6 protein-coding genes are annotated in these 5352 nt (G+C 36.0%); all 6 read right to left on the bottom strand.

Annotation, left to right across the window (positions count from 1 at the left end):
* Positions 1–93: 93 nt before the first annotated feature.
* Positions 94–876 (bottom strand): phosphatidate cytidylyltransferase, encoded by a 783-nt coding sequence (locus tag HMPREF2937_RS06900; protein ID WP_002480699.1) that lies wholly within the window; start codon positions 874–876, stop codon positions 94–96.
* A 19-nt stretch (positions 877–895) separates the two neighbouring features.
* Positions 896–1663 carry an isoprenyl transferase gene (locus tag HMPREF2937_RS06895; RefSeq protein WP_070864279.1) on the bottom strand — a complete coding sequence of 256 codons (768 nt, stop codon included), beginning with the start codon at positions 1661–1663 and terminating at the stop codon, positions 896–898.
* Between the two features lie 185 nt (positions 1664–1848).
* A complete protein-coding gene (frr, locus tag HMPREF2937_RS06890; RefSeq protein ID WP_023015695.1) occupies positions 1849–2403 on the bottom strand; it encodes a ribosome recycling factor in 555 nt (184 codons plus the stop codon).
* Between the two features lie 26 nt (positions 2404–2429).
* Positions 2430–3152 carry a UMP kinase gene (gene pyrH / locus HMPREF2937_RS06885; RefSeq protein ID WP_002480696.1) on the bottom strand — a complete coding sequence of 241 codons (723 nt, stop codon included), beginning with the start codon at positions 3150–3152 and terminating at the stop codon, positions 2430–2432.
* Positions 3153–3290: 138 nt separating this feature from the next.
* Complete coding sequence (gene tsf / locus HMPREF2937_RS06880; protein WP_002480695.1) at positions 3291–4172, bottom strand: translation elongation factor Ts; 882 nt, start codon at positions 4170–4172, stop codon at positions 3291–3293.
* A gap of 237 nt (positions 4173–4409) precedes the next feature.
* A complete protein-coding gene (gene rpsB / locus HMPREF2937_RS06875) occupies positions 4410–5192 on the bottom strand; it encodes a 30S ribosomal protein S2 (protein WP_002480694.1) in 783 nt (260 codons plus the stop codon).
* Positions 5193–5352: the final 160 nt, after the last annotated feature.

Raw genomic sequence — 5352 nt, 5'->3', positions numbered from 1 at the left:
ATATATCAACCGAATTTGACAAAGAGCCCAAAAATGAGGCATGCCTTAAGCAAACGCTGTTTCTTTGTTTGCATAACCGCATGCCTCACATTTTTAGTTTTGTAAAAGTAAAATATTTAATAGCGGTAATACGAACATAAAGCTGTCGAAGCGATCGAGAATACCACCATGTCCTGGTAATATTTTACCTGAGTCTTTCACACCAAAGTGACGTTTGAATCCTGATTCAACTAAGTCGCCAAGTTGTCCGAACATACTTAATACAACCGTTACAACCATCATAACGAAAATGTTGACTGGGAATTCAATAAACATCTGCATAATGATCGGTACCAACAAGCTGCATAGCACGCCGCCGATAAAACCTTCAATCGTTTTATTCGGACTGATAACCGGCCATAATTTATGTTTACCGATACTGCGTCCAAATAAGTAAGCTCCTGTATCTGTTGTCCATACGACTAAGAAAGCATATAAAATGAAGGCAAGTCCTGCTTCACGTGTTTCATATAAGTACATGAAGCCGATGCCGACATATGCAACAGACATTAAGCAGAAGGCTGCGTCGATGAAGCTGAAGCGGTTTTTAGACATAACCGTATAACTTAGTACCACGAAACTCATGATTACAAGTCCCTTCAACTGTATAGCAGGGACTAATGAACCTAAATCTTGCGGCAACATAATAATGACGAGCCCAAGTGCACTGATAATCCCTGGTATAGAAATAAAACGGATTTTATTCATATTTAGTAATTCTTTTAAAGCGATAAACGCTAGTAAAAATGAAAAGTACATCAGTACTTGACCACCGATAATTAATATCGGTAAAAAGATGATTAAGGCAATAATAGCCGTGACCGTTCTTACTCTCATATTAAATTCCTACCTTAAATTATAATAGCCCGCCGAAGCGACGTTGTCTTTTTTGATATATCTTAATACAATCATACAATTCTTGTTCATCAAAATCAGGCCACAATTTCTGGTCAAATATAAATTCACTATATGAAATCTGCCATATTAAGAAATTGCTGATACGTTGTTCCCCAGATGTGCGAATCAATAATTCAGGATCAGGATACCGACTTGTCATTAAATACTGATTCATCATACTTTCAGTGATATCCTCGCTATTATATCCTTGTTTCTGCATATCATCAAACATTCGACGAACACTGTCTACGATTTCTGCTCTTCCACCGTAATTAATCGCAAAAATCAATTTAAGTCCTTGATTATGTGCTGTCTTTTCTTTCGCGTGATTAATTGCTTTTAACGTTGATGCCGGCAGATCATCTGTAAATCCGATAGTTTCAACTTTGACATCTTTTTCAATTAATTCAGGTAAAAAAGTCTTAAGGAAATTCACTGGTAAATTCATAATATAATTTACCTCTTGTTCAGGACGGGACCAATTTTCAGTTGAAAAGGCGTAGAGCGTTAAATACTTTACACCAATATCATTTGCTGCTCTTGTGATTTTCTTAATGGTTTGCATTCCCTCATAATGCCCTTTGATTCTTGGCATTTTACGTTTCTTCGCCCAACGGCCATTACCATCCATGATAATCGCTATATGTTCGGGTATGTTATGTAAATCTAATTCTGAATGGTTCGTTTCAGTTTCAGAACGATTCTTATTTCTTAGCTTTTTAAACATGGTCTATCCTCCGAGCTCAATCTATCTCTGTTACATTATAATAGATTATTCATGCAATTATCTATCATTTTATCACACTCGTTAAACGCAATGAATAGAACAATTAAAAAACTGTACCAAAGTCTGAGTTGGTACAGTTTTAATAAGTGATTTAAACACTATCTTGCTTAAATCTGTTTAGATGATTAGACAGCCATAATGTCTTTTTCTTTTTCATCTAATACTTTTTCAATTTCTTTAATAGAATCATCAGTGATTTTTTGAACTTGTTCTGTTGCTGAACGTAATTCATCTTCTGAGATATCCCCATTTTTTTCGTCTTTTTTCAATTCATCATTGCTGTCACGACGAATATTACGTACAGATACTTTCGCATTTTCAGCCATTTTCTTAACGTCTTTTACTAATTCTTTACGACGTTCTTCAGTTAAAGCAGGTACTGTAATACGAATCACTTCACCATCACTTGTAGGGTTAACACCTAAGTTTGCTGCGTTGATTGCACGCTCAATTTCAGAGATTGATGATTTGTCGTAAGGTGATACTACTAATAAACGTGGTTCAGGTACGTTGATGCTTGCTAATTGTTGTACAGGTGTTGGTGCACCATAGTAATCAACATTTACACTAGCTAATAAGTTAGAGTTTGCACGACCTGCGTTAACTGTCGCAAATTCGCGCGATAAACTCTCGATAGATTTTTTCATTCTTGATTTCGTTTCGCTTAAAATGTCACTCATCTTTCTTACACCTCAAATTTATAAAATTATTTAGTTATAGTTGTTCCGATTTCTTCGCCTAATACCGCACGCTTAATATTACCCTCTTCTGAAATAGAGAACACATTCAACGGAATGTTGTTGTCCATACAGAATGAAGCGGCAGTTGAGTCCATGACTTGAAGACCCTCTTGTAACATTTGAATGTATGTCAAATGCTCATATTTAACTGCGTCTTTATCAACTTTTGGATCAGCTGAGTAAACACCGTCAACATTATTTTTACCCATTAAAATTACATCAGCTTCTACTTCAGCTGCGCGTAATGCAGCTGTTGTATCTGTTGAGAAGTAAGGGTTGCCAATACCCGCAGCAAAAATTACAACACGTTTTTTCTCTAGGTGTCTGATTGCACGACGTCTAATATAAGGTTCAGCGACCTGTTTCATTTCGATTGATGTTAAAACACGTGTATCACAGTCAAGTTGTTCTAAACTGTCTTGGAGTGCTAATGCATTCATAACTGTTGCTAACATACCCATGTAGTCAGCTGTTCCGCGATCCATACCTAAATCACTGCCAGTTTTACCTCTCCAGATGTTGCCGCCTCCAACGATAACTGCGATTTCACAGTCCAATTCTACGACTTCTGCAATTTGTTTTGCAACACTTTTAATGATGATTGGATTAATTCCGAATCCTTTTTCTCCTGCTAGTGCTTCTCCGCTCAATTTCAAGACAACGCGATTGTATTTAGAAGTTTCAGCCATTTTCTTATCCTCTCTATAGTAAAAATATGTATGTGATACAAGTAAAGAAGACACATTGAGGTACGTCCGATACAAATGTGTGCATTTATATAGATATACAAGGGTGTCTTCTTTCTTGTTCAACATTTTAATAGATTATTATTTCATTTGTCCTTTAACTTCGTCAGCAAAGTTTTCGTCACGTTTTTCTAATCCTTCGCCTACTTCATAGCGTACAAAGTCAGTTAATTTACCGCCTTTTGATTTAAGGAATTCTTCAACAGTAACATCAGGGTTTTTAACGAAGTCTTGGTCAACTGCGCAAATTTCTTGTAAATATTTGCGTAAACGGCCTTCAACCATTTTTTCAACAATTTTTTCTGGTTTACCTTCATTTAATGCTTGTTGTTTTAATACTTCTTTTTCGTGTGCAAGTTCTTCTTGGCTTACTTGGTCAGAAGAAACATATTTAGGATTGATAGCAGCAATATGCATTGCAACATCTTTAGCAGCTTCTTCGTCAGTTGTACCTTCAACTACTGTTAATACACTGATACGGCCGCCCATATGTTCGTATGCACCGAATGCATCGTTGTCGCCTTTAGTTCTAACTGCGAAACGACGTAAGCTTAATTTTTCACCGATTGTTGAGATTGCTTTGTTGATACGTTCGCTAACAGTGTCACCTGTTGATAATTTAGTTTCTAACAATGCGTCAACTGATTCTGGTTTAGTTTCAAGAATTTGGTTAGCGATTTCTTTAACTAGCTCTTGGAAGCCTTCGTTACGTGCTACGAAGTCAGTTTCAGAGTTGATTTCAACGATTACAGCATCGTTACCGTTAACTCCAACATAAGTCATACCTTCAGCAGCAATACGATCTGCTTTTTTAGCAGCTTTCGCAATACCTTTTTCACGTAGGTAGTCGATTGCTTTTTCGATATCGCCATCAGTTTCCACTAATGCTTTTTTACAATCCATCATACCTGCGCCAGTTCTTTCGCGCAATTCTTTAACTAATTTAGCTGTAATTTGTGCCATTCAATTTTCCTCCATTTATATAACATAATATAATCAGTCAAATATAGTATATCAGTTCTCTCTCTAATTATAACTCTATTTGTCTCGCGTTAAACGCGTAAACTCTGATTATTCTTTATTTTTTATACGCTTATCAAGTATGCATCACATACTCAATATAAGCTTTACTTTTTATTCATATTATTTTTAAAAAAAGGTGATAAGCCTCAATATCTTATCACCCATTTTGAATTATTCTTAGTTTGATTCAACAGAAGTTTCTTCAGTTTCTTTTGCTTCGCCTTTATCTTCTTCTTTTAAGTCGATGTTTTGCTCAGCAGCTACTTCTTCATTAGAAACACCTTGTTGTCCTTCTAAGATCGCATCAGCCATTTTGCCTGTTAATAATTTAACGGCACGGATAGCATCATCGTTTGCTGGAATTACGTAATCAATTTCATCTGGATCGCAGTTCGTATCAACGATACCTACGATTGGGATGTGTAATTTACGTGCTTCAGCAATCGCGTTGCGCTCTTTACGAGGGTCAACTACGAATAATGCTTGAGGCATTGATTTCATATCACGAATACCACCTAAGAATTTGATTAAACGGTCGTATTCTTTTTTGATTTCAACTACTTCTTTTTTAGGTAATACTTCGAATAAGCCGTCTTCTTCCATTTTTTCAATTTCAGAAATACGTTTTACTCGTTTAGAGATTGTTTTGTAGTTAGTCAAGATTCCGCCTAACCATCTTTGGTTAACGTAGAATTGACCAGCGCGCTCAGCTTCATTTTTAATTGATTCTTGAGCTTGTTTTTTAGTACCTACGAATAAGACTTTACCGCCGTCTTCTGATACTTGTTTAAGGAAGTTGTAAGCTTCGTCAACTTTTTTCACTGTTTTTTGTAAGTCGATGATATAGATACCATTTCTTTCAGTGAAAATGTATTTTTTCATTTTTGGGTTCCAACGGCGTGTTTGGTGACCGAAGTGAACACCTGCTTCTAGCAATTGTTTCATTGAAATTACTGCCATGATTAAAATCCTCCAATTTGGTTATTTTCCTCCATAAATAGCTCATGTAATAACGACGCAATAACATCGCACCAATTACATTTCAGCTCTTTATGTGTGTTATCGGCTTTATAGCCGTCATTAAATATAACATACTGCCGTCAATAAAGCAATATTTAAA

The organism is Staphylococcus sp. HMSC061G12 (assembly GCF_001838465.1).
GTDB classification, from domain to species: domain Bacteria; phylum Bacillota; class Bacilli; order Staphylococcales; family Staphylococcaceae; genus Staphylococcus; species Staphylococcus simulans.
Note: the sequence above shows the minus strand (reverse complement) of the source record. Positions and strands in the feature narration are given on the sequence as shown.